The following is a 23,718-nucleotide window of genomic DNA, read 5'->3' on the forward strand; positions in this document are numbered from 1 at the left end:
TCGGAAGGTGGGCATCGTGAGCGCGAGGAACGCAGCGCAGCGGAGTCCCGCAGTCGTGATCGGAAGGTTGGCACGGTGAGTCTCACCGCGGATCTCACCCGGGCCCAGGCGAAGGCCGAGACCCTGGTCGAGGCGCTGCCCTGGCTGGCCCGCCTCGCCGGCGCCACCGTCGTGGTCAAGTACGGCGGCAACGCGATGGTCGAGCCTGAACTCCAGCGGGCCTTCGCCGCCGACATGGTGTTCCTGCGCTACGCCGGCCTCAAGCCGGTCGTCGTGCACGGCGGCGGGCCGCAGATCTCCGCCATGCTCGGCCGGCTCGGCATCGACAGCGAGTTCAAGGGCGGCCTGCGGGTCACCACCCCCGAGGCGATGGACGTCGTGCGGATGGTGCTGGTCGGCCAGGTCGGCCGGGAGCTGGTCGGGCTGATCAACGCGCACGGCCCGTACGCCGTCGGCCTCTCCGGCGAGGACGCCGGCCTGTTCACCGCCGTGCGCCGCCCGGCGTACGTCGACGGGGAGCCGGTGGACATCGGCCAGGTCGGCGACGTCGAGTCGGTCGACCCGTCGGCGGTGACCGACCTGATCGCGGCCGGCCGCATCCCGGTGATCTCCACCGTCGCGCCGGACGCCGACGGGGTGCTGCACAACCTCAACGCCGACACCGCCGCCGCCGCGCTCGCGATCGCGCTCCAGGCCCGCAAGCTGGTCGTCCTCACCGACGTCCCCGGCCTCTACGCGAACTGGCCCGACACCGACAGTCTGGTCAGCGAGATCACCACCGACGACCTGGCGGAGCTGCTGCCGTCCCTGGAATCGGGGATGGTCCCGAAGATGGAGGCCTGCCTGCGGGCGGTGCGCCAGGGCGTGCCCGCAGCACACGTCGTCGATGGCCGGGTCGCCCACTCCACGCTGCTTGAGGTCTTCACCTCGGAAGGGTTCGGAACGATGGTCGTGAGCGCGAGGAGTGAGCCTGCGAGCCCCGCAGTCGCGAACAGGAAAGGCTCGGTTCCGTCATGAGCACGCTGGTGGACCGCTGGCGGCAGTCGTTGATGGACAACTACGGCACCCCGCCGCTCGCGCTGGTGTCCGGCTCCGGCGCGGTCGTGGTCGACGACGCCGGTCGGGAGTACGTCGACCTGCTCGGCGGCATCGCGGTCAACGCCCTCGGCCACGCCCACCCGGCCGTGGTGGCCGCCGTGTCCCGGCAGGTCGCCACCCTCGGACACGTGTCGAACCTGTTCGTCGCCGAGCCGCCGGTGGCCCTGGCCGAGTTGCTGCTGGCCCTCGCGGGCCGGCGCGGCCGGGTCTTCTTCGCCAACTCCGGCGCCGAGGCCAACGAGGCCGCGTTCAAGCTGTCCCGGCTCACCGGGCGTACCCACGTCGTGGCGACCGTCGGTGGCTTCCACGGCCGGACCATGGGCGCGCTCGCGCTCACCGGCCAGCCCGCCAAGGCCGACCCGTTCCGCCCGCTGCCCGGCGACGTCACCCACGTCGCGTACGGCGACGCGGCGGCCCTCGCCGAGGCGGTGACCGACTCGACCGCCATGGTCATCCTGGAGCCGATCCAGGGCGAGAACGGCGTCGTCGTCCCGCCCCCCGGCTACCTCACCGAGGCCCGGCGGATCACCGCCCGGCACGGCGCCCTGCTGGTCCTCGACGAGGTGCAGACCGGTGTCGGCCGCACCGGGCACTGGTTCGCCCACCAGGCCGAGGGCGTCGAACCCGACATCGTCACCCTTGCCAAGGGCCTCGGCGGCGGCCTGCCCATCGGCGCCTGCCTGGCCTTCGGCCCGGCCGCCGACCTGCTCAGGGCCGGCTCCCACGGCACCACCTTCGGCGGCAACCCGGTGAGCTGCGCCGCCGCCCTCGCGGTGGTGTCGACCATCGCCAGCGAAGGGCTGCTCGACCACGTCAAGCGGGTCGGCGAGCGGCTGCGCCGGGGCGTCGAGGCGCTCGGCCACCCCCTCGTGGCCGAGGTGCGCGGCGCGGGCCTGCTGCTCGGGATCGTGCTCACCGCCGACGTGTCCGGCCCGGTGGCGACCGCGCTGCGGGAGGCCGGGTTCCTGGCCAACCCGGTGCAGCCCGGCGTGGTCCGGCTCGCCCCGCCGCTGGTCCTCACCACCGACCAGGCCGACGCCTTCCTGGCCGCACTGCCCGCCGCCCTCGACGCCGCCACCACCCCGGAGGCCACCGCATGACCCGCCACCTGCTGCGCGACGACGACCTCTCGCCGGCCGAGCAGTCGGCCGTGCTGGACCTGGCCGCCCGGATGAAGGTCGAGCGGTACACCCACAAGCCGCTGGCCGGCCCGCGGTCGGTGGCGATGCTGTTCGACAAGCAGAGCCTGCGCACCCGGATCTCGTTCGACGCCGGCGTCGCCGAGCTGGGCGGCCACCCGCTCGTGGTGGACACCCAGGTCACCCACTTCGGCCGGGGCGAGGCCCTCGCCGACGCCGGCCGGGTGCTGTCCCGGTACGTGGCCGCGATCGTGCTGCGCACCCACGGTGACGACCGGATCGCCGAGGTCGCCGCCGGGGCGAGCGTGCCGGTGATCAACGCCCTCACCGACGGCTTCCACCCCTGCCAGCTCCTGGCCGACCTGCTCACCGTCCGCGAGCGGTTCGGCGACACCCGGGGCCGCACCCTGGCGTACGTCGGGGACGCGGCGAACAACATGGCGCACTCGTACCTGCTGGCCGGGGCGACCGCCGGGATGCACGTGCGGGTCGCCGGGCCGGACGGGTTCGACCCCGACCCCGAGGTGGTCACCCGGGCGGCGGAGATCGCCGCCGGCACCGGCGGGTCGGTACGGGTGCTGCGCGACCCGGTGGAGGCGGTCCGGGACGCCGACGTGCTGGCCACCGACACCTGGACCTCGATGGGGCAGGAGTCCGACGGGCTGGACCGGATCACCCCGTTCCTGCCGTACCAGCTCAACAAGGAGCTGCTCGGGCACGCCGCGCCGGGCGCGATCGTGCTGCACTGCCTGCCCGCGCACCGGGGTGAGGAGATCACCGACGAGGTGCTCGACGGCCCGCAGAGCGCGGTGTTCGACCAGGCGGAGAACCGGCTGCACGCGCAGAAGGCGCTGCTGGCGTACCTGCTGGAGAGCCCGGAATGACCGCCCCGCTGACCCGCGCCGCCCGGCACGCCCGCATCGTCGAGCTGATCCGCGACAAGGCGGTCCGCTCGCAGACGGAGCTGGCCGACCTGCTCGCCGGTGACGGTGTGGGAGTCACCCAGGCCACCCTGTCGCGGGACCTCAAGGAGCTGGGCGCGGTCACCGCCCGGGGCGGCGACGGGCGCCCCGTGTACGTCATCCCCGAGGACGGCCACCGGCCGCTGCGCGACGCCGAGGCCGCCCCGGCCCGGCTGATCCGGCTGCTGAGTGAGCTGCTCAACGAGGTCGACTCCAGCGGCAACATCGCCGTGCTGCGCACCCCGCCGGGCGCAGCCCAATACCTGGCCAGCGCGTTGGACCGAGCGGGCCTGCCCGAGGTCGTCGGCACCATCGCCGGCGACGACACCATCCTCGTCGTGGCCCGCGAGGCCGTTGGCGGCGCCGCCTTGGGCGAGAAGCTCGCCGCGTGGTCCCGCCGGGAAGAGAACGTCGAAGGGAGCAACACACCATGACCGAGCGGGTCGTCCTTGCGTACTCCGGGGGGTTGGACACCTCCGTCGCGATTCCGTACCTGGCTGAGCAGACCGGCGCCGAGATCATCGCGGTGGCGGTGGACGTCGGGCAGGGCGGCGAGGATCTCGACGCCATCCGGCAGCGTGCCCTGGACTGCGGGGCCGTCGAGTCCGAGGTGGTGGACGCGCGCGACGAGTTCGCCGCCGAGTACTGCCTGCCGGCGATGCGGGCCAACGCCCTCTACATGGACCGGTATCCGCTGGTCTCCGCGCTGTCCCGGCCGTTGATCGTCAAGCACCTGGTGGCCGCGGCCCGCAAGCACGGCGGCACCATCGTGTCGCACGGCTGCACCGGCAAGGGCAACGACCAGGTCCGCTTCGAGGTCGGCCTGGCCGCGCTCGCCTCCGACCTGAAGATCATCGCCCCGGCCCGGGACTTCGCCTGGACCCGGGACAAGGCGATCGCCTTCGCCGAGGAGAAGGGGCTGCCGATCGACGTGTCGGCCAAGTCGCCGTACTCGATCGACCAGAACCTGTGGGGCCGGGCCGTGGAGACCGGGTTCCTGGAGGACATCTGGAACGCCCCCATCGAGGACCTGTACTCGTACACCTCCGACCCGGCGCAGGAGCGCGACGCCGACGAGGTGGTCATCACCTTCGACGCCGGCGTGCCGGTCGCGATCGACGGCGAGACCGTCACTCCGTACCAGGCGATCCTGGAGCTGAACCGGCGCGCGGGCGCGCAGGGCGTCGGCCGGCTCGACATGGTCGAGGACCGCCTGGTCGGCATCAAGAGCCGCGAGGTGTACGAGGCCCCTGGCGCGATCGCGCTGATCGCCGCCCACCAGGAGCTGGAGGCGGTCACCGTCGAGCGGGACCTGGCCCGGTTCAAGAAGGGCGTCGACCAGCGCTGGGGCGAGCTCGTCTACGACGGCCTCTGGTTCTCGCCGCTGAAGAAGGCCCTGGACGCCTTCATCGACGACGCCCAGCAGCAGGTCTCCGGCGAGGTGCGGCTCACCCTGCACGGCGGCCGGGCCACCGTCACCGGCCGACGCTCCGAGGCCAGCCTGTACGACTTCGGCATGGCCACCTACGACACCGGCGACACGTTCGACCAGTCCCTGGCCAAGGGCTTCGTGCAGTTGTGGGGCCTGCCGAGCAAGATGGCCGCCGCGCGGGACGCCCGGTTGGTTGGCTCCTGACCGTGGGAACCACAATGGGTGGCGTGGACGACAAGAGCCTCACCGAGAACAGTGCCGCGACCAACCGTACGAGCCTGTGGGGTGGCCGGTTCGCCGGCGGCCCCTCCGAGGCCCTGGCCCGGCTGTCGGTCAGCGTGCAGTTCGACTGGCGCCTCGCCCCGTACGACATCGCCGGGTCCCGGGCGCACGCCCGGGTCCTGGCGGGCGCGGGCCTGCTCGACCCGGAGGAGCTGGGCCGCATCCTCGCCGCCCTGGACGACCTGGAGGCCGCCTGCGCCTCCGGGTCGTTCCGCCCCACCGTGGACGACGAGGACGTGCACACCGCCCTGGAACGCGGGCTGCTGGAGCGCCTCGGCAGCCTCGGCGGCAAGCTGCGCGCCGGCCGGTCCCGCAACGACCAGGTCGCCACCGACCTGCGGCTCTACCTGCGCGACCACGCCCGGGGCGTGGCCGCCCGGCTGGTCGAGCTGGCCGAGGCCCTCACCGAGCAGGCCGAGCGGCACGTCGACACGGCCGCGCCGGGGATGACCCACCTCCAGCACGCCCAGCCGGTCACCTTCGGCCACTGGCTGCTGGCCCACGTGCAGCCGCTGCTGCGCGACCTGGACCGAATGCGGGACTGGGACCACCGGGCCGCGGTCAGCCCGCTCGGGGCGGGCGCGCTGGCCGGCTCCGGCCTGCCGCTGGACCCGGTGGCCGTCTCGAAGGAGCTCGGCTTCCGCACGTCCTTCGCCAACTCGATGGACGCCGTGGCCGACCGGGACTTCGTCGCCGAGTTCCTCTTCATCACCGCGATGATCGGGGTGCACCTGTCCCGCCTCGGCGAGGAGGTGGTGCTGTGGACGTCGCACGAATTCGGCTGGGTCGAGCTGGACGACGCCTTCGCCACCGGCTCGTCGATCATGCCGCAGAAGAAGAACGCGGACATCGCCGAGCTGGCCCGGGGCAAGTCCGGCCGGCTCGTCGGCGGCCTGGTGAGCGTGCTGACCATGCTCAAGGGCCTGCCGATGGCGTACGACCGGGACATGCAGGAGGACAAGGAGCCGGCCTTCGACGCGGTCGACACCCTGGAGCTGCTGCTGCCGGCCCTCGCCGGGATGATCTCCACGATGACCGTCCGCGTCGACCGCCTGGTGGCCGCCGCCCCTGTCGGCTTCTCCCTGGCCACCGAGGTCGCCGACTGGCTGGTCCGCCGCAACGTGCCGTTCCGGGACGCGCACGAGATCACCGGCAGGCTGGTCGCGCTCTGCGCGGTCCGCGAATGCGCCCTCGACGAGGTCTCCGACGCCGACCTGGCGACGGTCAGCGAGCACCTCGACCCGTCGGTGCGCGACGTGCTCTCGGTCTCCTCGGCCCTGGCCGCGCGGATCACCCCCGGCTCCACCGGCCCCGGCCCGGTCGCCGACCAGCTCGCCGCCGCCGCCGACCAGCTCGCCGGCTGGCGGGAGTGGGCCGCCGAGCAGGTAGTGCCCCGCTGACGACGCCGTCCTGACGCGGCGGTTGCCGCGACCGACGCGGCGCGCGGGAACCTTCCGCGCGCCGCGTCGGTCGTCGTGCCGCGCTCAGCCCGCCGCGTCGGTCGTCGTGCCGCGCTCAGCCCGCCGCGTCGGTCGTCGTGCCGCGCTCAGCCCGCCGCCGGGCGGTCCCGCTTCGGCAGCTTCGCCACCACCGCCTCGTACGAGGCGTCCACCGCCTCGCGCAGCTCGTCGCCGTCGATCGCGCCGGTCAGCCGCAGGCTGTTCCACCCCGACCGGCCGAGGTAGGGGGAGGGGACCGCGTCGTCGGGGAAGCGGTGCAGCCACTCGTCGGCCAGTTCCCGGGTCGGGCCGCACTTGACGCCCACCCGCTCGCCCGACTCGGGGCCGAGGAAGGCGAAGATGCGCCCGCCCACCTTCACCACCTCGCCGTCGTCCCAGGGCTGGTCCAGCCACGCCCCCGGTTTCGCCAGGCAGTACGCCAACAGCTCCGCGCGCTCCATCACTTTTTCCGCCCCTCGCCGGCCCCGGCGTCGACCCGGCCGGTGAGCCGCTCGTAGCGCTGCCGGGCGGCCTGGGGTGTGCCGAGGCCCAGCCCGTAGGCGATCGACTGCCAGGTCAGCCCCCGGTCACGGGCGAGCCGGAGCAGACCGGCCTCCAGCGCGTCCAGTTCCGCCCGCACGTGCGGCACCAGGGTGAGCGCGGCCACCAGGTCGGCGGAGTCGACCGGCTCCTCGTCGGCGGCCAGCTCGGCCCCGCCCGCGGCCAGCGCGGTCACCAGGGCCACCGCCTCGTACGGGTCCGGCACGTACGGGTTGGTGTGGCGTCGGCGGCGCGCGTCGTCGGACGCGTGCCGCTCGGCGATTCGGGTCAACGCGGCATAGGTGCGCTGTGCCCGGGCGCGGCCGGGGTCGGGGGCGGTGAACGGATCCTGCTCCGCTGCGGTCATGCCGCCGAGTCCAGCAGGAAAACGAGCCGTTGTCAACGGAGCGTTTAAAGCTCCTTGCTTGTCGAGGTCGCGCCGGCGCAAGAAGCGCGTGCCCCGTCCTCTCGCTGGTTGTGGCTGGTCTGCTCATAAGCTCGCGGGATGGTATTGCAGATCACGGTCAACGCTGGTCCGGAGCACGTGGACGCCGCTGCGCAGATCTGGGCCGAGACCACGGCGGCGCGGGACGGTGCTGAGGACGTCGCGCCGCTTGAGTTGGCTCGTCCGCTGATCCGGACTGTGCTGGACAGTTCACCGCGGTCGGTGCTGCTCGTGGCTGACGACGATGGGCGGACAATCGGATTTGCGGCGATGGAACCGTGGGGGCGGGCACGCGAGGATCAAGCGATCGCGGAGGTCCGCTATGTCGGGGTCAGCCCGGGTGCCTGGGGTGAAGGCGTCGGACGACGGCTGATGGCGGAGGTCCCGGACGTGCTGGCGCAAGCAGGGTACGAGCAGGCGGTGCTGATGGTGTACACCGACAACACGCGGGCCGTGCGGCTGTACGAAGGCCTCGGCTGGCGTGTCCAGGGGACGCCGGTACCGCATTCGCGCAGCGGCAGGCTTGAGCAGTTGTACGTCCTCGACGTATCCGGTGGCGACGCGCGATGAGCGTCGGAGTGGGTTGAGGCGGGCCGCCGAGCCCACGACGGTTTACAACGAAGGCATTTCGGGTGCGCTCCCCCTCGAACAAAAGGGCACCCATCCGTTTGCGGAGGGTGCCCTTTTTCTGCGCGGACTCAATCCCGGTCCGCTTGCCACGACAGCGCCGATGGTGGTTGTGCATGGACATCAGGCGTGGAATCCTCGGTGCCGGGAAAAGGGGATATCTATGATCAAAGTTGCCGTGACCAGTGTCTTCGTCGACGACCAGGAGAAGGCGCTGCGCTTCTACACGGACGTGCTGGGCTTCGCGGTGGGGCACGACATCCCGCTCGGCGGTGGTGCCCGGTGGCTCACCGTCGTCTCGCCGGCCGACCCCGACGGCGTTCACCTGCTGCTGGAGCCGAACGGCTCGCCGGTGGCGCAGGCGTACCAGCAGGGACTGCGCGCGGCAGGGCTGCCGGTGATCATTTTCGCCGTGGACGACCTGGCGAAGGAACACGAGCGGCTCACCGGTCTCGCCGTCACGTTCACCGCCCCGCCGGCCCCGACCGGGCCGGTCCTCTCGGCGGTCCTCGACGACACCTGCGGCAACCTGGTCATGCTTCAGCAGCCGCTCGGCTGAACAGCCGGGCCGCGAAGGCGAGACAGCGCCGAGAAGCCTGTTCCAGCGAGGAAGCACCCCTGTGCAGGTGGGCGGCGGCCAGCGTCGCTCCCGGTTAAATGGCGAGCCACGGCCACCTGACACCGGTATGGTCCTGGGCGTGCCACGGGAGCGTTCACGCTGCCGGAAAGCAACTGCCGCACCAGGCGTAACCCCGGCCCCGCCCGGCGGTTGCCGGGTTGGGTTGATCGGGCGAGTGCTCACCGACGTACGAGTCAACCGGCCTCCCGAACCGAGCTGGGCCGTTCGCCAGTGCCCCGATGGCGTCACACCCTGCGGTTATCTTCGCCGTCGCCGCTGACAAACTGCCCTGATTGAGGAGACCGTGCCCGAGACAAGCCTTGTCGCCGAGAGCAGTCCCATGCCGGCACCCGCACACTGGAAACGCAACGTGGCGCTTTTCCTGTCCGGCCAGACCGTGTCGCTGTTCGGTTCAATGATCGTCCAGTACGTGGTCATGTGGTACGTCACGCTGGAGACCAAGTCCGGCCTGGCGATCGCGCTCTACGCCGTCTGCGCGTTCGCCCCCCAGGGTGTCGTGTCGATCTTCGCCGGGGTGCTGGCCGACCGGATGAACCGCAAGACGCTGACGATCATCGCCGACGCGGGCATTGCGGCGGCGACCCTGGTCCTGGCCCTGTTGATGTTGAACGGCATCACGGAACTGTGGGTGATCCTGCTGGCGGTCGCGGTCCGATCCTTCGGGGCCGGGGTGCAGACACCGACGGTGCAGGCGATCATCCCGCAGATCGTGCCGGCCGACCAGCTGATGCGGGTCAACGGCATGTTCCAGACCACCGGCTCCGCGATGGCGCTGCTGGCTCCGGCGGTGGCTGCCGCCATCTACGCCGGTTTCGGAGTGGTGCCGGTCTTCTTCCTGGACGTGATCACCGCCGTGATCGGCATCGGGCTGCTGGCCCTGGTCGCGGTGCCCACCCTGGATCGGGCGACAGAGACCACGACCACCTACCGGCAGGACCTGGTCGAGGGCATGCAGTACATCTGGACCCACCGGATCGTCCGCTGGCTACTGCTGGTCTTCGCGATCATCTTCATGCTCACCGTCGCGCCGTCGTTCGTCACGCCGCTGATGGTGGCCCGCACCTTCGGTAGCGAAAAGTGGATGCTGGCCGTACTGGAGATCGCGTTCAGCGTGGGAATGCTGCTCGGCGGAGCATTGATCGCCACCTGGCTGGCCAAGCGCAGCCGGATCGGACTCATCCTGATCTCCACCTTCAGCTTCGCGATCCTCACCGTGGCGCTGGGCCTCAGCACCCACCTGTGGGTCTTCTACGGCTTCATGTTCTTGTTCGGGCTCGCGGTCCCACTGTTCTCCACCCCGTTCATGACCTTGATCCAGGAAACGGTGGAGCCGGAGAAGCACGGCCGGGTGTTCAGCTACGTCGGCATCGTGATGGCCCTGGCCACCCCGATCGGCATGGTGGTGTTCGGCCCGCTGGCCGACGTGATCAGCGTTCAGACCCTGCTGATCGTGGCTGGCCTGGTCACGGTCGCCGTGATGATCGTGGCGATCATGGTGCCGTCCGGGCAGGCTGCGATCGCCGCCGCCCGAGCCACGTCATCGCCGGTAGCCGAGGGCCCAGCTGCCGAGGAGCCGCTGGTCGCCCCCAGCTAGGCGCTGCGCCCGTCGAAAACCCGGCCTCAACGTGACACCTCGCCACCAGATGGTTACCTGACAGTCTCCGAGCCGCCCGGCGGCCGACCCTCGGGAGCCCGACGCCACGGACGACGCGGTCGCCGGGTGCGTCGGTTCGGCCCCGGATAGGCTCGCGCCATGGTGTCGTCCCCCACCGCATCGGCGCACGACGCCGGCCTCGCCGCGCTGGCCGAGCTGCTGGCCGGGCCGGTCGTGCCCGCCGCCCGGGGCCTGCTCGGCTGCCGGCTGTCGGCCGACGGGGTCACCGTCCGGATCACCGAGGTCGAGGCTTACGCCGGTACGGCCGGCGACCCGGCCTCGCACGCGCACCGGGGCCGTACCCCGCGCAACGCCGTGATGTTCGGCCCGGCCGGGCACGCCTACGTCTACTTCACCTACGGCATGCACTGGTGCATGAACGTGGTGACCGGGCCCGACGGGGAGGCCTCGGCGGTGCTGCTGCGCGCCGGCGAGGTGGTCGACGGACTCGACGTGGCCCGCGCCCGGCGCGCCGCCGCGCGCCGGGACATCGACCTCGCGCGCGGGCCCGCCCGGCTCTGCGCGGCGCTGGGCATCGACCGGGCCACCTACGGCGTCGACCTGCTCGGCGACGGGTCGGTGCGGCTGCGACCGGCCGACGTGCCAGTGCCTGATCGCGCGGTTGCCGCCGGGCCCCGGGTCGGCGTGACGGGCGCGCACGACATGCCGTGGCGGTTCTGGATCGCGGAGGATCCGACGGTCAGCGCCTACCGCAGGCACGTCCCCCGTCGGCGGTCCTGACGCCGCTGTCGTCCGAGGGGGATACCGGCTTCCCCACCTGGAAGGACGTCACCAGCGGAGTCGCTTCGACGGTCGGCTGGGCGGCCTCCTGAGGCAGGCCTCGACCGCTTCCCTGAGGTTGGCCAAGGCGTCGTCGAGCGTCTCGTACAAGGCGATGTGCGCGCGGTACCTGCGCGGCGACGTGCCGGTGCGGCTGCGCCCCGTGCCGGCGGGGGTCGCCCCGGTGCGTCCGCCGGTTTCTGTCGGTCCGGGTGGTCATAATCACGCCACATGTTCCCGGCGGACCGGAGGTAACCGTGGCGACCCTGCTCGTGATCGGCACCGGCAAGGGGCTCTTCCTCGCCACCAGCACCGACGGCCGTCGAAGTTGGCAGATCGGCGGCCCGCACTTTCCGATGACCGGTGTCTACGCGGTGGCGGTGGACAAGCGGCGTGCCGTTCCCCGCCTGCTCGCCGGGACGTCCAGCTCGCACTTCGGGCCCAGCCTGGCGACCAGCGACGATCTGGGGTCGTCCTGGCAGGAGCCCGAGCACGCCCCGGTCGCCTTCCCGGCCGACGCCGCGGCGAGTCTCGGTCGGGTCTGGCAACTCGCCCCCGGTGGGCCGGCGGAGCCGGACGTGGTCTGGGCCGGCACCGAGCCGTCGGCGCTGTTCCGTTCCGCCGACGGTGGCCGCACCTTCGAGCTGGTCCGCGGGCTCTGGGACCATCCCCACCGCACGCAGTGGGGCGCGGGCTTCGGCGGGCAGGCGGTGCACAGCGTCCTGCCGCACCCGCGCGACCCGGCCCGGCTCGTGGTGGCCATGTCGACCGGCGGGGTCTACCGGTCCGACGACGCGGGGGCGAGCTGGGCGCCGGGCAACACCGGAATCCACGCCCGCTACCTGCCCGACGAGTGGCCCGAGTTCGGCCAGTGCGTCCACAAGATCGCCCGGGACGCCGGTGACCCCGAGCGGCTCTACGCCCAGAACCACCATGGGGTCTACCGCTCCGACGACGGGGGCGGCACCTGGGCCTCGATCGCCGCCGGCCTGCCCAGCGACTTCGGCTTCCCGATAGTGGCCCATCCCACCCGCCCCGGCATGATCTGGTCGTTCCCCCTCGTCGCCGACTGGCAGCGCTTCCCGGCGGACCACCGCTGCCGGGTCTACCGTTCCGCCGACGCCGGTGGGACGTGGGAGCCGCTTGCCACCGGCCTGCCCGACGGCCCGTTCTACCCGGCGGTGCTGCGCGACGCGATGTGCGCCGACGACGCCGACCCGGCCGGGGTCTACTTCGGCACCCGCTCCGGCGAGGTCTACGCCAGCCGCGACGAGGGCGACTCCTGGTCCCTGGTCGCCGCCCACCTGCCCGACGTGCTCTGCGTCCGGGCCGCGGAGGTCTGAGTGGTCACCGTCCTGGTGCCCGGTCCGCTGCGCGGCGAGGTCGGCGGCGCGGCGCGGCTCACCGTCCGGGCCCACGGCACGCTGCGGGACGTCCTCGACGAACTGGCCGACGGCTGGCCCCGGCTGGCCCGCCGCCTCCGCGACGAGCGGGGTGACCTGCGCCGGTACGTCAACGTCTACGTCGACGGGGAGGACTGCCGGCACGCCGGCGGCCTGGCGGCGCCGGTCCGCCCCGGTGCCGAGGTGCGGGTGCTTCCCTCGGTGGCCGGCGGCTGACTCCGGCCCGGTGGGCGGGGCCCCGCCCGACGGAATAGTTGACTCGTCAAATAGGTTGTGCGCTGCGTCCGAGGGTCGGAGACGGCCCCGGTAGTCAGCGAGGAGTGGGTCATGCAGTTCGGGATCTTCAGCGTCGGAGACGTCACCGTCGACCCGACCAACGGGCGGGAGCCGTCCGAGCACGAGCGGATCAAGGCGATGGTGACGATCGCTCAAAAGGTGGAGGAGGTCGGCCTCGACGTCTTCGCCACCGGCGAGCACCACAACCCTCCGTTCGTGCCGTCGTCGCCCACCACCATGCTGGGTTGGATCGCGGCCCGCACCGAGCGGCTGCTGCTCTCCACCGCGACCACGCTGATCACCACCAACGACCCGGTGAAGATCGCCGAGGACTACGCGATGCTCCAGCACCTGGCCGACGGCCGGGTCGACCTGATGCTCGGCCGGGGCAACACCGGCCCGGTCTACCCGTGGTTCGGCAAGGACATCCGCGCGGGCATCCCGCTGACCATCGAGAACTACGACCTGCTGCGCCGGCTGTGGCGCGAGGACGTCGTCGACTGGTCCGGCAAGTTCCGTACCCCGTTGCAGTCCTTCACCGCCACGCCGCGCCCGCTCGACGGGGTGCCGCCGTTCGTCTGGCACGGCTCGATCCGCAGCCCGGAGATCGCGGAGCAGGCCGCGTACTACGGCGACGGCTACTTCGCCAACCACATCTTCTGGCCCAAGGAGCACACCCAGCGGATGGTCGGCCTGTACCGGGAGCGCTTCGCCCACTACGGGCACGGCTCGCCCGACCAGGCGATCGTCGGCCTCGGCGGCCAGGTGTTCATGCGGCGCAACTCGCAGGACGCGGTGCGGGAGTTCCGTCCGTACTTCGACAACGCCCCCGTCTACGGTCACGGCCCGTCGCTGGAGGAGTTCACCGAGCAGACCCCGCTGACCGTGGGCAGCCCGCAGCAGGTGATCGACCGCACCCTGGGATTCCGCGACTACGTCGGCGACTACCAGCGGCAGCTCTTCCTGATCGACCACGCGGGCCTGCCGCTGAAGACCGTGCTGGAGCAGCTCGACCTCCTCGGCGAGGAGGTGGTTCCGGTGTTGCGCCGGGAGTTCGACGCGCTGCGTCCCGCGCACGTGCCCGAGGCACCCACCCACGCCTCGCTCGTCGCCGCCCGGGCCGCGGAGTCGGCCGCCGGGCCTGCCGCCGCCGAGCCGGCCGCCGCCGGTGCGGGGACGGAGACCGGCCGATGAGCCGCCGCACCCTGGCCGTGGTGTCCGCCGGGCTCTCCCAGCCCTCGTCCACCCGGCTGCTCGCCGACCAGCTCGCCGCGGCCACCCGCGACGAGTTGGCCCGGGCGGGCGTCGAGGTCGAGCTGCGCCCGGTCGACCTGCGCGACCACGCCCACGACGTGGTCAACAACCTGCTCACCGGCTTCCCGCCGCCGGCGCTGCGGCAGACCCTCGACGCGGTCGCCGGGGCCGACGGCGTCATCGCGGTCACGCCGATCTTCAACGGGTCGTACAACGGGCTGTTCAAGTCGTTCTTCGACGTGCTCGACTCCGGCACGCTGGTGGACCGGCCGGTACTGATCGCCGCCACCGGCGGCACGGCCCGGCACTCCCTGGCCCTGGAGCACGCCCTCCGGCCGATGTTCGCGTACCTGCGGGCGGTGGTCGTGCCCACGGCGGTCTTCGCCGCGCCGGAGGACTGGTCCGGTGGGACCGCCGAGGGCGCCCTGCGCGCCCGGATCGTCCGTGCGGGCGGGGAACTGGCCGACCAGGTGGGGCGGCGGCCCACCGCCGCCCCGCCCGACCCGTTCGCGCTCACCACCAGCTTCGACGACCTGCTCGCCGGCCGCGACCAGCCCTGACCCGGGGCGCCGGCCCCTAACCCCACCCCACCGGCCGCGTCGGTCCCCGGCCGCCGTGACCGGCGCCGACGGGCCGGCACCGGCGTGGCCGGGGCTGGTGTCGGGGTGGTCGCCCGGCCGCTCAGCCGGCGTCGGTCGGGTACGGGTGGGCGACCAGCACCGGGCAGTGCGCGTGCTGCACCAGCGCCTGGCTGACCGATCCGAGCAGCAGCCCGGCGAAGCCCCCGCGCCCACGGGAGCCAACCACCACCAGGGTCGCGTCCCCGCTGGCCCCGATCAGCGCCTGCTCGGGCTTGGCCGCCCGTAGCGGCCGCCGCTCGACGGTCAGGCCCGGGTGCGCCGCCTCCACCTCGGCGGCGGCCCCGGCGAGTAGGTCCGTCGAGTCGGCCCGGCCCTTCACCCCCGACTCCTCGTCGGGCACCGGACGGGCGTCGTCGGCCGTCGCGACGTGCGCCAGCACCAGGCCGGTGCCCCGGTGGGCCGCCTCGGCGGCGGCGAGGGCGACGGCGAGCCGCCCCGGCTCCGACCCGTCCACCCCGACGACCACCGGGCCGTCGACCGGGATCGGCTGCTCCTCGGGGCGGACGACCAGCACCGGGCAGTGCCCGTGCCCGGCCACCTGGGCGCTGACCGAGCCGACCAGCAGGCCGGTGAAGCCGCCCAGCCCTCGGCAGCCGACCACCACCAGTTCCGCCCGGCGGGACTCCTCGACCAGGCTCGCCGCGGGGCCGCCGGCCACCTGGCGCACCTCGACGTCCACGCCGGGCCAGCGCCCGCGAAGCTCGGACGCCATCCGGTCGAGCATCCGCCGGGACTCGTCGGTCGGCGCGGGCACCCCGAGGTCGTACGGGTTGATCGGCACGCCGTAGCCGAGCGGGTGCAGGTAGCCGTGCACCAGCAGCAGCGGCCGGGACCGCCATGCGGCCTGCTGCGCCGCGTGCTCGGCGGCGACCAGGCTCAACGGCGATCCGTCCACGCCCACCACGACAGGTCGGTTCATCAGCTCTCCCGGGCTCGATCAGAGGCCATTGTCGACGGCCCCGCCGCCGATCACCGGCATTTGCCCGGACACGCCGCCGGGCATGCCTGCCGGAAAGGAGGCCGTGGCCGTCCCGGCACGTGTCGTACCCCGCTCGGTGCCTGCACCCGGCCGCCCGTCGGGCCCGCGTCGGGCGGGGGAGCGCCCGACGCGGGCCCGACGCGGGGTCAGCCGTGGTCGGCGTCCCGGCGGTGCCGCACGATCGCCAGCGGGGAGCGGGCGTGGTGCAGCACTGCGTGGCTGACCGAGCCGAGGAGCAGCCCGCCCCACGCGCCCCGGCCGTGCCCGCCGACGACGGTCAGCTGGGCGGAAGCGGACTCCTCGACCAGCACCGGGGCCGGCGTGTCCCGGATCAGGCGTTGCCGCACCGGCACCTGCGGGTACCGCTCCGACCAGCCGGCGACCGCCTCGGCGAGCGCCCGCTGCTCCTCCTCGACCAGCGCGTCGAGGTCGTACGCCACGGGCAGGATGTCGCCGGGGCCGACCGGCGCGGGGTAGAGCCAGGTGTGCACCGCCACCAGGCCGGTGCCCCGAAGCGCCGCCTCCTCGAAGGCGAAGCCGACCGCCTCGGTGGACAGCGCCGAGCCGTCGACGCCCACCACCACCGGCCCGTCGGCACGGGGCTCGCCGCGCACCACGAGCACCGGGCAGTCGGCCCGCGCCGACAGCTGGACCGCCGCCGAGCCGACCAGCAGCTCGGCGAAGCCGCCGAGGCCGCGGGAGCCGAGCACCACCAGCGCCGCGTCGCGGGACTCCCGCAGCAGCACCGGGATGGGGGAGCCGCCGACGAGTTCTCCGGTCACGTCCACCTCGACGGAGATCTTCCTCGCCTCGGCGACCGCCTCGGCGACGACCTGCTCCGCGAGGTCGCGCAGCCCTGCCTCGGCCGGGCCACCGGGCACCGGCCCGAGCGGGGTGGCGATCAGCGGCCAGACGAAGGCGTGCACCACCCTCAGCGGGCGGTTGCGCGCCGTAGCTTCCCGGGTCGCCGCCCGGACCGCGTCCAGGGCCGAGGCGGAACCGTCCACACCCACCACGACCGGGGCACCGGACCTGCTGGTCATCGCATCCTCCTTCGTCCGGTTCCAGCCTGCTCCGGCGTGGGCTCGCCGGTCAGGGTCGCCGGGCCCGGACCCTGGGCCATTGGTCCCGGACCACCGTCACCGTCACCGACGCGGGGAGCCGGGGCGGTGCGGCCGGGGTCCTCGCGGGGCTCCGCCGAGGTGGGGCCCGGCCCGGTGCGGGTGCCGCCGAGGCGTGGGCGCAGCAGGCGCAGCGCCAGCCCCGGCAGCACGGCGACCGCCGCGCACGCCGTCAGCTCGGCCGCCCCGAGCGGGTCGGTGCCGAGCAGCATCCGCAGCGGCTCGACCAGCACCCCGCCGACCTGGAGCAACGCCGAGCCGGCCACCGCGACGAACAGCGCCGGATTGCCCGCCCGCACGCCTGCCGGCCGGGGTGCCCGGACCGCCAGCGCCACCCCGAGCTGCGCCAGGCCCAGGACCACGAACACCACCGACTGCCAGGGCCGGTCCCAGCGGGCGGCGGCCACCCCGGCGCCGAGCACCACGGCCGCGATCAGCCCGCCGGTGACCAGCACGTCCCGGCCCAGGCCGGCGCCCAGCACCGACTCCTGTGGCGAGCGCGGCGCGCGGCGCAGCGTCCCCGGCTCGGCCGGCTCCGCCCCGAGCGCCACCCCCGGCACCCCGTGGGTGAGCAGGTTGATCCAGAGGATCTGCGCCGGCAGCAGCGGCACGGGCAGCCCGAACAGCGGGCCGAGCAGCATGACCGCGATCTCGGCGACCCCGCCGGAGAGGGCGTAGCGCAGGAACCGGCGGATGTTGTCGTAGATGCGCCGGCCCTCGCCGATCGCGGCGGCCACGGTGGACAGCTCGTCGTCGACCAGCACCAGGTCGGCGGCCTGCCGGGCCACCTCCGTGCCCCCGCCCATCGCCACCCCGATGTCGGCGCGGCGCAGCGCCGGGGCGTCGTTGACCCCGTCGCCGGTCATCGCCACCACGTGCCCCCGGGACTGCAACCCGGCGATGATGTCGAGCTTCTGCTCCGGCTGGGTGCGCGCGTACACCCGGGCCGCCGGGTGCGCGTCGGCCAGCTCGCCCTCGTCGCCCCGGACCAGCGGGTCACCGTCGCGCCAGAGCCCGAGCTGACCGCCGATCGCGGCGGCCGTCGCGGGATGGTCCCCGGTGACCAACAGCAACCGGACCCCGGCCGCGTCGAAGCTCGCCGCGAGGTCGGCGGCGCCGGCCCGCAGCGGATCGCCGACAGCGACCAACCCGGCGGGGCGCAGCCCGGTCGGCGCGGCCGGGTCGGGCAGGGTCTCCACCAGCGCAGTCGCGACCGCGAGCACCCGCAGCCCCGCGCCGGCCAGTTCGTGCGCCCGGGCGGTCAGCGCGGCGACCTCCGCGTCGTCCGCGTCGAGCAGCGGCGCGGCGAGGACGTTCTCCGGAGCCCCCTTGCACACCACCAGCCAGCGGCCGTCGCAGGATCGGTGCACCGTGGTCATCCGGCGGTTCGCCTGATCGAACGGATGCTCGGCGACCCGTGGCCAGGCGGCCCGGGTGGTCGCCGGGTCCAGCCCGCACCGGGCGGCGAAGGCCACCAGCGCCGCCTCCAGCGGATCGCCCACCGCGTCCCAGCCCGGCCGCTCGTCCGTCGGTGGGGAGAGCGTGGCGTCGTTGCAGAGCAGCCCGGCCCGCGCCAGGCGGCGCAGCCCGTCCGGTACGGCCACCGCGGCGCCGTCGCGTCGCACCGTCCCGCGCGGCTCGTAGCCCGTGCCGGCGATGTCGTACGCGGCCCCGTCGACGGCCACCGCCCGCTGCACCGCCATCCGGCCCTCGGTCAGGGTGCCCGTCTTGTCGGACGCGATCACGGTCACCGAGCCCAGCGTCTCCACGGCGTGCAGCCGCCGGGGGATGGCCCGCACCGTGGCCATCCGACGGGCCCCGAGCGCCAGGGCCAGGGTCACCACGGCCGGCAGCGACTCCGGCACCGCCGCGACGACGAGGCTGACGGCGGTGACCGCCATGTCCACCACCGGCCGCCCGCTGAAAACGCCGATGCCGAACACGAGCCCGGACAGCGCCACCGCGACCAACCCGAGCATCCGGCCCAGGCCGGCGAGCCGGCGCTGCAACGGGGTGGCCCCGGGCCGGGTGGCGGAGACCAGGGCGCTGATCCGGCCCAGCGCGCTCGCCGTCCCGGTACGGACCACCGTGCCCACCGCCCGGCCGACGGTCACCACCGTGCCGGCGGACACCTCGTCGCCGACGTCCCGGCCGACCGGCGCCGACTCGCCGGTCAGCGCCGACTCGTCCAGGCGCAACCGGCTCGCCTCGACCAGCCGCAGGTCCGCCGGGACGACGTCGCCGGCCTCGACGCGTACCAGGTCGTCGCGGACCACCCCGGCGGCCGGCACGATCAGGTCTTGGCCGTCGCGGACCACCCGGGCAGTCGGGGCGGCGAGCTGGTCCAGCGCGGCGATCGCCCGGTCCGCGCGGACCTCCTGCACCACGCCGATCGCGGTGTTCACCAGCACGACCAGGGCGATGACCGCGGTGTCCGGCCAGTCGCCGAGCGCGGCGGTGACCACGGCCGCGGCCAACAGCAGGGCCACCAGCGGGTCGGTGAGCTGGTGCAGGACGCGGGCGGCCAGGTGCCGTCGGGCCGGCGGTGCGACGCTGTTCGGGCCGTCGGCGCGCAGCCGGGCGGCGGCCTCGGCCGAACCCAGCCCGCATGGCTCGCCCAGCCCGTCCGGTCGGTTCCTGGTGTCAGTGTGCATCCGTCCGCTCCCGTCCGACCGGTCCCGCCACCGCTGACCCCCTGGTGCCCCCGTGACGCGTCACCGGGCACGCCACCCCCTCCACCGTCGTCCTCGCGAGCCGCCGGCGGCAGGGGCGTTGCACCCGGGCGGCCCGGGACCAACGGCCCTGCCGCCGACAGCGCACGGGGGGTTCGGATGGGGGGTGGGACCATCGACAGGAGGTCGAAGCTGTCCACCGTTGCGAGGTTCCTGGGTGACGCGCCGGGGCCCCGCGCCGAGGCGAGAAGAGGCGCCATGACCCCGCTCGACATGCTCCGCGACCACCCGTTCCTGGCCGACGTCCCCGAGCCCTGGCTGACCCGGCTGACCGGGTACGCCCGACCCGTCGTCTGGCACCCCGGCCACCGGCTGTTCCGGGCCGGTCAGCCCGCCGAGCGGTTCTGGCTGGTCCGGGGCGGTGAGGTGACTCTGGACTTTCCGGTGCCCGGACGCGGCGACGTGGGAATCGAGACGATCGGCCCGGGCGGGGTGCTCGGCTGGTCCTGGCTCTTCCCGCCGTACCGCTGGCAGTTCGGGGCGGTGGCCGTGCGGCGCAGCACCGCCGTCGAGTTCACCGCCGCCGGGGTACGCCGGCTGATGGAGTCCGACGACGCGTTCGGCCGGCAGCTCACCGCCCGGTTCATGAGCGTGGTGGTGGACCGTCTCCAGGCGTCCCGGGTACGCCTGCTGGACCTGTACGGCTACCCCGCGGCCCCGCCCCCGACGGCCTGACCGACCCGTCCCGCGAGCAGGGCGAAGGACGGCAGCTCCCGGAGGGCTGTCCGTCACCCGTCGTGGGTGGACCCCCGGGCGGGAGGGCCGTCGACGCGCCGGTGCACGATCAGCTCGTCGACCTCCAGCCGGCCGATGCGCAGCTGCCCGATGACCGCCCGGCGGATCGCCAGCCGGCCGATCGCGACGGCGGCCACGGCGACAGCCCCGCCGGCCAGCACCGCGAGGGCGAGCGAACCGGTCGCGGCCGCGCCCATCGCCCGCGCCCCGACCGCGAGGGCACCCGTGGCGTGCGCCGGCGACACCCGGATCCGGTGCCGGAGGAACGTTCCTGATCCGTTCATGTCCGTGATCCTGCCACGGCGTCGCGTCCGGCTCAGTACACGGTCAGGCCCCGGGCGGCGAACTGCCCACGCACCCGGTCCAGCAGCTCCGCGGCGGGCGGTGCGGTGTCCGCCAGCGGGAAGGCCAGCCCCAGCTCCGCGTACTTGTGCGCGCCGAGCCGGTGGAACGGCAGCACCTCCACCCGTTGCAGGCTGGGCAGCTCGGCGGCGAAGTCGGCGATCCCGGCCACGTTGTCCGGGGCGTCGGTGAGGCCGGGCACCAGCACGAACCGGATCCAGATGGGGGTGCCCCGCTCCGCCAGCCGGCGGCCGAACCGCAGGGTCGGGCCGACCTCCCCGGTCCGGGTCACCCGCCGGTACGTCGCCGGGTCCCGCGACTTGACGTCGAGCAGCACCAGGTCGGTGGCGTCGAGCAGGGCGTCGTCCGCGCGGGCGCCGAGGAATCCGGAGGTGTCCAGCGCCGTGTGCAGGCCCAGGGCGTGACAGCGGCGCAGCACCTCGCCGGTGAACCGGGGTTGCAGCAGCGGCTCGCCGCCGCTGAGCGTCACCCCGCCGCCGGCCACACCGATGAAGCGCCGGTAGCGCTCGATCTCCGCCATCAGTTCGTCCACGGTGCGGTGCCTGCCGCTGCGCCGGTACCAGGTGTCCGGGCTGTGGCAGTACCGGCAGCGCAGCGGGCAGCCGGCCAGGAACGCCACGAACCGGGTGCCGGGGCCGTCCACCCCGACCGACAGGTCCCAGGAGTGGACGGCCCCCGTCAGCTCCCGCGTGGCCCCGGCGGTCACAGCGACCCGTGGAAGGTGCGGGACACCACGTCGCGCTGCTGCTCGGGCGTGAGCCGGACGAAATTCACCGCGTACCCGGACACCCGCACCGTGAGCTGCGGGTAGCGCTCCGGGTGGGACATCGCGTCGAGCAGGGTGTCCCGGTCCAGCACGTTGACGTTGAGGTGGAACCCGCCCGCGTCGGTGTACCCGTCGAGCACCCCGGCGAGGTTGCCGATCCGCTCGTCCCGGGTGCGGCCCAGCCCGTCCGGGGTGACCGTGCCGGTCAACGAGATGCCGTCGCGGGCGGCGTCGTACGGCAGCTTCGCCACCGACAGCGCGGCCGCGACCAGGCCGTGGGTGTCCCGGCCGTTCGTCGGGTTCGCGCCGGGCGCGAACGGCTCGCCGGCCCGCCGCCCGTCCGGGGTGTTGCCGGTGTGCCTGCCGTACACCACGTTGGAGGTGATCGTGAGCACCGACATGGTCAGCTCGGCGTCCCGGTAGGTGCGCTGCCGGCGTAGCTTCTCCGCGAACGCCTCCACCAGCCACACCGCGATGTCGTCGGCCCGGTCGTCGTTGTTGCCGTACGTCGGCAACTCGCCCTCGACGGCGTAGTCGACGGCCAGCCCGGTGGCGTCGCGCAGCACCTTCACCTTTCCGTACCGGATCGCGGCGAGGCTGTCCACCGCCACCGACAGGCCGGCGACACCGGTGGCCATGAACCGGTGCACCGGGTGGTCGTGCAGCGCCATCTCCAGCCGCTCGTACGCGTACCGGTCGTGCATGTGGTGGATGACGTTCAGCGCGTCCACGTACGTCTCGGCCAGCCAGTCCAGCGTCCGGTCGTACGCGGCGAGCACCTCGTCGTAGTCGAGCACCTCACCGCTCACGGGCGGGGCCGCCGGGGCGACCTGCGCGCCGGTCAGCTCGTCCCGGCCGCCGTTGACCGCGTACAGCAGCGCCTTGGCGAGGTTGACCCGCGCGCCGAAGAACTGCATGTCCCGACCCACCCGCATCGCCGACACGCAGCAGGCGATCGCGGTGTCGTCGTCGTACGCGGGCCGGATCAGCTCGTCGTTCTCGTACTGGATGGCGCTGGTGTCCAGCGACACCTGGGTGCAGAACCTCTTGAACCCGTCGGGCAGCCGTGGTGACCACAGCACGGTCAGGTTCGGCTCCGGCGCCGGGCCGAGGTTGTACAGGGTCTGGAGGTAGCGGAAGCTGGTCCGGGTCACCAGCGTCCGGCCGTCGGCGCCCATTCCGCCCAGGGACTCGGTGACCCAGGTCGGGTCGCCGGAGAAGAGCTGGTCGTACTCGGGGGTGCGCAGGAACCGGACGATCCGCAGCTTGATCACGAAGTCGTCGACCAACTCCTGCGCGTCCTGCTCGGTCAGCCGTCCCTCGGCCAGGTCCCGCCGCAGGTAGACGTCCACGAAGGTCGCGGTACGCCCCAGCGACATCGCCGCGCCGTTCTGCTCCTTCGTGGCGGCCAGGTAGGCGAAGTACAACCACTGGATCGCCTCCCGGCCGGTCGCCGCCGGGCCGGAGATGTCGTGCCCGTAGGCGGCGGCCATCTCCTTCAGCTCGCCCAGGGCGCGGATCTGCTCGGCCAGCTCCTCCCGGTCCCGGATCACCTCGTCGGTCGACGGCCGGTCGTCCAGGGCCGCCTTCAGCTCCCGCCGCTGCGTGACCAGGCGGTCCACCCCGTAGAGGGCGACCCGCCGGTAGTCGCCGATGATTCGGCCCCGCCCGTACGCGTCGGGCAGCCCGGTGATGATGTGCGAGCGCCGCGCGGCCAGCACGTCGGCCGGGTACGCGTCGAAGACCGCGTCGTTGTGCGTCCTGCGGTAGCCGGTGTAGATCCGGTGCACCGTCGGGTCCGGGTCGAAGCCGTACGCCTTCAGCGCGGTCTCCACCATCCGCAGCCCGCCGTTCGGCATGATCGCCCGGCGCAGCGGCGCGTCGGTCTGCAACCCGACGATCAGCTCGCGGTCCCGGTCGACGTACCCGGGGGCGTGGGCGGTGATCGTGGACGGGGTGGCCGCGTCGACGTCGTACACCCCCCGGCGGCGCTCCTCGACGAACATCTCCGTCAGCCGCCCCCAGACCGCCAGGGTCCGGTCGGTGGGGCCGGTGAGGAACGCGGCGTCCCCGAGGTACGGCTCGTGGTTGCGGCGGACGAAGTCCGCGACGTCGACCGTGGTGCGCCACGCCCCGTCGACGAAGCCCCGCCACGGGGCCCGGATGTGCTCGGTGCCGGTCATGGTCTGTCCCTCCGGGTCGGTGGTGCGTGTCACGGCGTCAGGACGAGCCGGGCGGCCAGCGTCCTCGACCACCTCGGCTCGCGCGCATCGGGGACCTCCCAGGTCGACTCGCCGCTTGCACCACCAGCCTCGCCCATCCGCGCCGCCGCAGGCAGGGCCCCCGGCCACCCACCCCCAGGACCTTCGACCCCACCCCAGCTCACCCTGACCGGACGTCGGCAGGACCG

General features: G+C 73.7%; 23 protein-coding genes. 15 read left to right on the forward strand and 8 right to left on the reverse strand.

Annotated features, from left to right (window positions below; translation table 11 throughout):
• Positions 1–75: 75 nt before the first annotated feature.
• From argB to argH, 6 genes are read left to right on the forward strand one after another with little or no spacing between them, the layout of a single operon-like run.
• Positions 76–1,017, forward strand: coding sequence for an acetylglutamate kinase (argB, locus tag ACFYZF_RS12890; RefSeq protein ID WP_387019241.1), 942 nt, complete (start codon positions 76–78; stop codon positions 1,015–1,017).
• On the forward strand, positions 1,014–2,198 hold the full coding sequence (locus ACFYZF_RS12895) for an acetylornithine transaminase (RefSeq protein ID WP_387019243.1): 1,185 nt from the start codon (positions 1,014–1,016) through the stop codon (positions 2,196–2,198). Before argB ends, ACFYZF_RS12895 begins: the two co-directional genes overlap by 4 nt.
• The gene (gene argF, locus ACFYZF_RS12900; RefSeq protein WP_387019246.1) at positions 2,195–3,121 is read left to right on the forward strand and encodes an ornithine carbamoyltransferase; all 927 of its coding nucleotides are present in this window, start codon (positions 2,195–2,197) and stop codon (positions 3,119–3,121) included. The genes ACFYZF_RS12895 and argF overlap by 4 nt, the downstream gene beginning before the upstream one ends.
• Positions 3,118–3,633 (forward strand): arginine repressor, encoded by a 516-nt coding sequence (locus ACFYZF_RS12905; protein WP_387019249.1) that lies wholly within the window; start codon positions 3,118–3,120, stop codon positions 3,631–3,633. Before argF ends, ACFYZF_RS12905 begins: the two co-directional genes overlap by 4 nt.
• The gene (locus ACFYZF_RS12910; RefSeq protein WP_387019252.1) at positions 3,630–4,835 is read left to right on the forward strand and encodes an argininosuccinate synthase; all 1,206 of its coding nucleotides are present in this window, start codon (positions 3,630–3,632) and stop codon (positions 4,833–4,835) included. The genes ACFYZF_RS12905 and ACFYZF_RS12910 overlap by 4 nt, the downstream gene beginning before the upstream one ends.
• Before the next feature lie 14 nt (positions 4,836–4,849).
• Positions 4,850–6,313, forward strand: a complete 1,464-nt coding sequence (argH, locus tag ACFYZF_RS12915) for an argininosuccinate lyase (protein ID WP_387019336.1) — start codon at positions 4,850–4,852, stop codon at positions 6,311–6,313.
• Positions 6,314–6,459: 146 nt separating this feature from the next.
• Here argH and ACFYZF_RS12920 read toward each other — a convergent pair whose 3' ends face one another.
• Together ACFYZF_RS12920 and ACFYZF_RS12925 are read right to left on the reverse strand one after the other, a co-directional pair.
• The gene (locus ACFYZF_RS12920; protein WP_387019254.1) at positions 6,460–6,813 is read right to left on the reverse strand and encodes an MmcQ/YjbR family DNA-binding protein; all 354 of its coding nucleotides are present in this window, start codon (positions 6,811–6,813) and stop codon (positions 6,460–6,462) included.
• Positions 6,813–7,259, reverse strand: a complete 447-nt coding sequence (locus ACFYZF_RS12925) for a DNA-binding protein (RefSeq protein WP_387019256.1) — start codon at positions 7,257–7,259, stop codon at positions 6,813–6,815. The genes ACFYZF_RS12920 and ACFYZF_RS12925 overlap by 1 nt, the downstream gene beginning before the upstream one ends.
• A 138-nt stretch (positions 7,260–7,397) precedes the next feature.
• Here ACFYZF_RS12925 and ACFYZF_RS12930 point away from each other — a divergent pair, with 138 nt between their 5' ends.
• The 8 genes from ACFYZF_RS12930 to ACFYZF_RS12965 all read left to right on the forward strand — a co-directional run bounded on the left by ACFYZF_RS12930 (position 7,398) and on the right by ACFYZF_RS12965 (position 14,531).
• Positions 7,398–7,907, forward strand: coding sequence for a GNAT family N-acetyltransferase (locus tag ACFYZF_RS12930; RefSeq protein WP_387019258.1), 510 nt, complete (start codon positions 7,398–7,400; stop codon positions 7,905–7,907).
• A 223-nt stretch (positions 7,908–8,130) separates the two neighbouring features.
• Entirely contained in the window at positions 8,131–8,523 is a 393-nt protein-coding gene (locus ACFYZF_RS12935) for a VOC family protein (RefSeq protein WP_387019338.1), read from the forward strand.
• Between the two features lie 400 nt (positions 8,524–8,923).
• Positions 8,924–10,198 (forward strand): MFS transporter, encoded by a 1,275-nt coding sequence (locus ACFYZF_RS12940; protein WP_387019260.1) that lies wholly within the window; start codon positions 8,924–8,926, stop codon positions 10,196–10,198.
• A gap of 159 nt (positions 10,199–10,357) precedes the next feature.
• Complete coding sequence (locus ACFYZF_RS12945; RefSeq protein ID WP_387019263.1) at positions 10,358–10,999, forward strand: DNA-3-methyladenine glycosylase; 642 nt, start codon at positions 10,358–10,360, stop codon at positions 10,997–10,999.
• A 296-nt stretch (positions 11,000–11,295) separates the two neighbouring features.
• A complete protein-coding gene (locus ACFYZF_RS12950) occupies positions 11,296–12,381 on the forward strand; it encodes a WD40/YVTN/BNR-like repeat-containing protein (RefSeq protein ID WP_387019264.1) in 1,086 nt (361 codons plus the stop codon).
• Entirely contained in the window at positions 12,382–12,657 is a 276-nt protein-coding gene (locus tag ACFYZF_RS12955; RefSeq protein WP_387019267.1) for a ubiquitin-like small modifier protein 1, read from the forward strand.
• 111 nt (positions 12,658–12,768) lie between these two features.
• Entirely contained in the window at positions 12,769–13,911 is a 1,143-nt protein-coding gene (locus ACFYZF_RS12960) for an LLM class flavin-dependent oxidoreductase (protein WP_387019270.1), read from the forward strand.
• The gene (locus ACFYZF_RS12965; RefSeq protein ID WP_387019273.1) at positions 13,908–14,531 is read left to right on the forward strand and encodes an FMN reductase; all 624 of its coding nucleotides are present in this window, start codon (positions 13,908–13,910) and stop codon (positions 14,529–14,531) included. Before ACFYZF_RS12960 ends, ACFYZF_RS12965 begins: the two co-directional genes overlap by 4 nt.
• 121 nt (positions 14,532–14,652) lie before the next feature.
• On the opposite strand, the gene ACFYZF_RS12970 is transcribed toward ACFYZF_RS12965, so the two are convergent.
• The 3 genes from ACFYZF_RS12970 to ACFYZF_RS12980 all read right to left on the reverse strand — a co-directional run bounded on the left by ACFYZF_RS12970 (position 14,653) and on the right by ACFYZF_RS12980 (position 19,366).
• Entirely contained in the window at positions 14,653–15,531 is an 879-nt protein-coding gene (locus tag ACFYZF_RS12970) for a universal stress protein (RefSeq protein WP_387019276.1), read from the reverse strand.
• A 206-nt stretch (positions 15,532–15,737) separates the two neighbouring features.
• Positions 15,738–16,634 (reverse strand): universal stress protein, encoded by an 897-nt coding sequence (locus ACFYZF_RS12975; RefSeq protein WP_387019279.1) that lies wholly within the window; start codon positions 16,632–16,634, stop codon positions 15,738–15,740.
• Entirely contained in the window at positions 16,631–19,366 is a 2,736-nt protein-coding gene (locus ACFYZF_RS12980) for a cation-translocating P-type ATPase (RefSeq protein ID WP_387019281.1), read from the reverse strand. The genes ACFYZF_RS12975 and ACFYZF_RS12980 overlap by 4 nt, the downstream gene beginning before the upstream one ends.
• Positions 19,367–19,642: 276 nt before the next feature.
• Between ACFYZF_RS12980 and ACFYZF_RS12985 the strand changes: the two genes are divergently transcribed.
• Complete coding sequence (locus tag ACFYZF_RS12985; protein ID WP_387019284.1) at positions 19,643–20,119, forward strand: cyclic nucleotide-binding domain-containing protein; 477 nt, start codon at positions 19,643–19,645, stop codon at positions 20,117–20,119.
• A 53-nt stretch (positions 20,120–20,172) separates the two neighbouring features.
• Here ACFYZF_RS12985 and ACFYZF_RS12990 read toward each other — a convergent pair whose 3' ends face one another.
• From ACFYZF_RS12990 to pflB, 3 genes are read right to left on the reverse strand one after another with little or no spacing between them, the layout of a single operon-like run.
• The gene (locus tag ACFYZF_RS12990; RefSeq protein WP_387019286.1) at positions 20,173–20,463 is read right to left on the reverse strand and encodes a hypothetical protein; all 291 of its coding nucleotides are present in this window, start codon (positions 20,461–20,463) and stop codon (positions 20,173–20,175) included.
• Between the two features lie 32 nt (positions 20,464–20,495).
• Complete coding sequence (pflA, locus tag ACFYZF_RS12995; protein WP_387019288.1) at positions 20,496–21,248, reverse strand: pyruvate formate-lyase-activating protein; 753 nt, start codon at positions 21,246–21,248, stop codon at positions 20,496–20,498.
• Complete coding sequence (gene pflB / locus ACFYZF_RS13000; protein ID WP_387019340.1) at positions 21,245–23,491, reverse strand: formate C-acetyltransferase; 2,247 nt, start codon at positions 23,489–23,491, stop codon at positions 21,245–21,247. The genes pflA and pflB overlap by 4 nt, the downstream gene beginning before the upstream one ends.
• Positions 23,492–23,718: the final 227 nt, after the last annotated feature.

It is taken from the genome of Micromonospora sp. NPDC001898, assembly GCF_042891255.1.
Lineage (GTDB): Bacteria > Actinomycetota > Actinomycetes > Mycobacteriales > Micromonosporaceae > Micromonospora.

Coding starts and splice junctions, on each gene's coding strand:
- ACFYZF_RS12895 (WP_387019243.1), top strand. CDS start 1,014: ATGAGCACGCTGGTGGACCGCTGGCGGCAGTCGTTGATGGACAACTAC.
- argF (WP_387019246.1), top strand. CDS start 2,195: ATGACCCGCCACCTGCTGCGCGACGACGACCTCTCGCCGGCCGAGCAG.
- ACFYZF_RS12905 (WP_387019249.1), top strand. CDS start 3,118: ATGACCGCCCCGCTGACCCGCGCCGCCCGGCACGCCCGCATCGTCGAG.
- ACFYZF_RS12910 (WP_387019252.1), top strand. CDS start 3,630: ATGACCGAGCGGGTCGTCCTTGCGTACTCCGGGGGGTTGGACACCTCC.
- argH (WP_387019336.1), top strand. CDS start 4,850: ATGGGTGGCGTGGACGACAAGAGCCTCACCGAGAACAGTGCCGCGACC.
- ACFYZF_RS12920 (WP_387019254.1), bottom strand. CDS start 6,813: ATGGAGCGCGCGGAGCTGTTGGCGTACTGCCTGGCGAAACCGGGGGCG.
- ACFYZF_RS12925 (WP_387019256.1), bottom strand. CDS start 7,259: ATGACCGCAGCGGAGCAGGATCCGTTCACCGCCCCCGACCCCGGCCGC.
- ACFYZF_RS12930 (WP_387019258.1), top strand. CDS start 7,398: ATGGTATTGCAGATCACGGTCAACGCTGGTCCGGAGCACGTGGACGCC.
- ACFYZF_RS12940 (WP_387019260.1), top strand. CDS start 8,924: ATGCCGGCACCCGCACACTGGAAACGCAACGTGGCGCTTTTCCTGTCC.
- ACFYZF_RS12945 (WP_387019263.1), top strand. CDS start 10,358: ATGGTGTCGTCCCCCACCGCATCGGCGCACGACGCCGGCCTCGCCGCG.
- ACFYZF_RS12960 (WP_387019270.1), top strand. CDS start 12,769: ATGCAGTTCGGGATCTTCAGCGTCGGAGACGTCACCGTCGACCCGACC.
- ACFYZF_RS12965 (WP_387019273.1), top strand. CDS start 13,908: ATGAGCCGCCGCACCCTGGCCGTGGTGTCCGCCGGGCTCTCCCAGCCC.
- ACFYZF_RS12970 (WP_387019276.1), bottom strand. CDS start 15,531: ATGAACCGACCTGTCGTGGTGGGCGTGGACGGATCGCCGTTGAGCCTG.
- ACFYZF_RS12975 (WP_387019279.1), bottom strand. CDS start 16,634: ATGACCAGCAGGTCCGGTGCCCCGGTCGTGGTGGGTGTGGACGGTTCC.
- ACFYZF_RS12980 (WP_387019281.1), bottom strand. CDS start 19,366: ATGCACACTGACACCAGGAACCGACCGGACGGGCTGGGCGAGCCATGC.
- ACFYZF_RS12985 (WP_387019284.1), top strand. CDS start 19,643: ATGACCCCGCTCGACATGCTCCGCGACCACCCGTTCCTGGCCGACGTC.
- ACFYZF_RS12990 (WP_387019286.1), bottom strand. CDS start 20,463: ATGAACGGATCAGGAACGTTCCTCCGGCACCGGATCCGGGTGTCGCCG.
- pflB (WP_387019340.1), bottom strand. CDS start 23,491: ATGACCGGCACCGAGCACATCCGGGCCCCGTGGCGGGGCTTCGTCGAC.